This is a genomic window from Paraburkholderia sp. (assembly GCF_035501035.1).
Lineage (GTDB): Bacteria > Pseudomonadota > Gammaproteobacteria > Burkholderiales > Burkholderiaceae > Paraburkholderia.
The window spans coordinates 1-3,161 of record NZ_DATJWR010000022.1 but is presented as its reverse complement, the minus strand read 5'-3'; the positions used below and the strand labels follow the sequence as shown (position 1 = coordinate 3,161).

General features: G+C 67.9%; 3 protein-coding genes. 1 reads left to right on the top strand and 2 read right to left on the bottom strand.

Features of this window, described 5'->3' with window-relative positions; all coding sequences use genetic code 11:
• Together recN and VMJ11_RS01490 are read right to left on the bottom strand one after the other, a co-directional pair.
• Positions 1–1,466: DNA repair protein RecN (gene recN / locus VMJ11_RS01495; RefSeq protein ID WP_325616194.1), on the bottom strand; the 1,466-nt coding region annotated here is incomplete at its 3' end.
• A 20-nt stretch (positions 1,467–1,486) separates the two neighbouring features.
• Entirely contained in the window at positions 1,487–2,398 is a 912-nt protein-coding gene (locus VMJ11_RS01490) for an NAD kinase (protein WP_325616192.1), read from the bottom strand.
• A gap of 292 nt (positions 2,399–2,690) precedes the next feature.
• Here VMJ11_RS01490 and VMJ11_RS01485 point away from each other — a divergent pair.
• Positions 2,691–3,161 (top strand): HrcA family transcriptional regulator (locus tag VMJ11_RS01485; protein ID WP_414694266.1); only part of this gene is annotated, 471 nt, incomplete at its 3' end.

Below are 3,161 nucleotides of genomic sequence, written 5' to 3'. Positions count from 1 at the left end.
CGCCCGAGCTGGTGCAGCAAACGTCCCACCACTTCGGCGACGCCGCCACCAATGCCCGTATCCACTTCGTCGAAGATCAGCGTGGGCGTGGGGCTCGCCGCGCTCGCGATCACGGCGAGCGCGAGGCTGATACGGGCGAGTTCGCCGCCCGAGGCGATCTTGGCGAGCGGGCGCAGCGGCACGCCCGCATGGCCGGCTACGCGGAATTCGATCTGCTCCAGGCCGTTTGCGCCGCCAATCGGTTCGCCATTCGAGCCGCTGCCGAGCGGCACGAGCGCAACTTCGAAGCTGCCGCCCGCCATCGAAAGCTCCTGCATGCCCTGCGTGACCGCCGCCCCCAGCGCGCTTGCGGCCTTCGCGCGCGCTTTCGAGAGCTGCCTCGCTTCGACCAGATACGCTTCGTGCGCCTTCGCGGCCGCGGCGCGCAGGCTGTCGAGGTCGGCGGCGGCGTCGAGCGTGGCGAGTTGCTGGCGGCGCGCAGCATGCTCCTCGGGTAGCGTCTCGGCTTTCAGCCGGAACTTGCGCGCGGCCGAATGCAGCGCGTCGAGCCGGCGCTCGACTTGCGCGAGGCGCTCCGGGTCGAGTTCGAGCCGCTGCGCGTAGTGCGAGAGCGAGTAGGCGGCCTCCTGCAACTGGATCGCAGCCGGTTCGAGCGCGGCGAGCGCATCGCCTAACGCCGGATCGATATCGGTGAGGTCGCGCAGCTTCGAGACGATCGCGTTCAGGTTCGAGATCATCGCCTCGTCGGATTCGGAGAGCGCCGCGAGCGCGCCCTGCACGCCGTCGATCAGGTTCGCCGAATGCGAAAGCCGCCGATGCTCGGCGTTCACTTCTTCCCATTCGCCCGGTTGCGGCGCGAGCTTGTCGAGCTCGGCGAGCTGCCAGGCAAGACGCTCGCGCTCGAGCTGCAGCTCGCGGTCTCGCGCCTGCGCCGTCTCGACCGCCTGGCGCGCGTCGCGCGCCAGGCGCCACGCGCGCGTGACGGTCGCGGCGAGTTCGGTCAAGCCGGCGTGCGTGTCGAAGAGTGCGCGCTGCGCGTCGGGGCGCATGAGCAGTTGATGCGCGTGCTGGCCATGGATGTCCACGAGCATCTCGCCCACTTCGCGCAACTGCGCGAGCGTGGCCGGCGTGCCGTTGATGAACGCGCGCGAGCGACCACCGCTGTCGACCACGCGGCGCAGCATGACGGTGTGCTCGTTGTCGCCTTCGTCGTTGGCGAGCGCCTGCTCGTCGAGCCACTGCGCAATGTGCGAGGGCACGTCGAACTCTGCGGTGATATCGGCGCGGTTCTCGCCCGTGCGCACCACGCCCGCGTCGGCGCGCGCGCCGAGCGTGAGCGCGAGCGCGTCGATGAGGATCGACTTGCCCGCGCCGGTCTCGCCGGAGAACACGGTGAAGCCGCTGTCGAATTCGAGGTCGAGCGCCGCGACGATCACGAAGTCGCGAATCGAGAGATGGCGAAGCATGCGTGTGATTGGCCTCGGGTTCAGTCTTCCGGATCGTTCTGCAGCAAGGGATGCTCGTTCCAGTGCAGCTTCTTGCGCAGCGTCCGGTAGTAGCTGTAGCCCACGGGATGCAGGAACGGCACGGTGTGGCGCGAGCGGCGCACCTCGATCACGTCGTCGAGTTCGAGTGCGGTGAACGACTGCATGTCGAAGTTCACGTTGACGTCGCGGCCCGCGACGATCTGGATGCTGACCTTGCAGTCGTCGGGCAGCACGATCGGCCGGTTGGAGAGCGCGTGTGGCGCAATGGGCACGAGCACGATGCCTTGCAGCTGCGGATGCAGGATCGGCCCCTGCGACGAGAGCGCGTAGGCGGTCGAGCCCGTGGGGGTCGCGACGATCAGGCCGTCCGAGCGCTGGTTGTACATGAAGCGGCCGTCCACGTTCACGCGCAGCTCCGCCATGCCGGAGAAGCCGCTGCGGTTCACCACGACATCGTTGAAGGCGAGCGCGTGATAGATCGGGTCGCCGTCTCGCGTGATGCGCGATTCGAGCAGCGAGCGCTCCTCGCGCTCGAAGCTGCCCGCGAGCAGTTGCGGCACGACCTCCTGCATGTCGGCGAAGGCGATGTCGGTGATGAAGCCGAGCCGACCGTGGTTGATGCCGATGAGCGGCGTGCGATAGGGCGCGAGCTGGCGGCCGATGCCGAGCATCGTGCCGTCGCCGCCGAGCACGACGGCCACGTCCGCACGCGCGCCGATCTCGGCGGGCTGGAGCGCGGGATAGCCGGACGCGCCGATCTCCTGGGCGGTCTGCACCTCGAACACGACCTCGAAGCCGCGCTTCGAAATGTTCTGCGCAAGCGCCATCAGCGGCTCGCCGATGCCTGGCGTGTTGCTGCGCCCAACGAGCGCAACAGTCTTGAACTGGCTCTGGATCTTCTGGATCTGCATGGCGGCATTACACCATAGTCAGGTCACGAAAAGAACCTGGCGACGATGGCGCGGGCGCTGCCGCGCCTTGCGTACCGCGCCTTCCAGCTCGAAGCGAACCCGCGGCCGGTGACATGGTCATGACAAGGCGAAAGTCCGGGCGAAAAACCAGGCAAAAAACAAGGAGCTAAGAAGGAGGGCGACAACAAGGCCCGGTGCCGCGCAAGGCGGGCGTTTGCCGCATGCCGGCCCGGCGGGCCTTGTCTGCCGGGCCACTCGCCGCCAACCCGGCATTAGGCTAAAATTTTCAGTCATGCTAGATCCCCGCGCACAAACCCTCCTCAAGACGCTGATCGAGCGCTACATCGCCGAAGGTCAGCCGGTCGGCTCGCGCACGCTGTCGCGCTATTCGGGCCTCGAACTGAGCCCGGCAACGATCCGCAACGTGATGTCGGACCTCGAGGAACTGGGTCTCGTGTCCAGCCCGCACACCTCGGCCGGGCGGGTGCCCACGCCGCGCGGCTACCGCCTGTTCGTCGACACCATGCTCACCGTCGAGCCGAGCTCCGACGAGGACGCGCTCACTCGCGCGGTGAAAACCACGCTGCGCCCGGGCGAACCGCAGAAGGTGGTGGCGGCGGCCGCCAGCGTGCTTTCGAACCTCTCGCAGTTCGCGGGCGTGGTGCTCACGCCGCGGCGCAGCCACGTGTTCAAGCAGATCGAGTTCATGCGCCTGTCCGACAAGCGCATCCTGCTCATCATCGTGACGCCCGAAGGCGACGTG

Coding starts and splice junctions, on each gene's coding strand:
- VMJ11_RS01490 (WP_325616192.1), bottom strand. CDS start 2,398: ATGCAGATCCAGAAGATCCAGAGCCAGTTCAAGACTGTTGCGCTCGTT.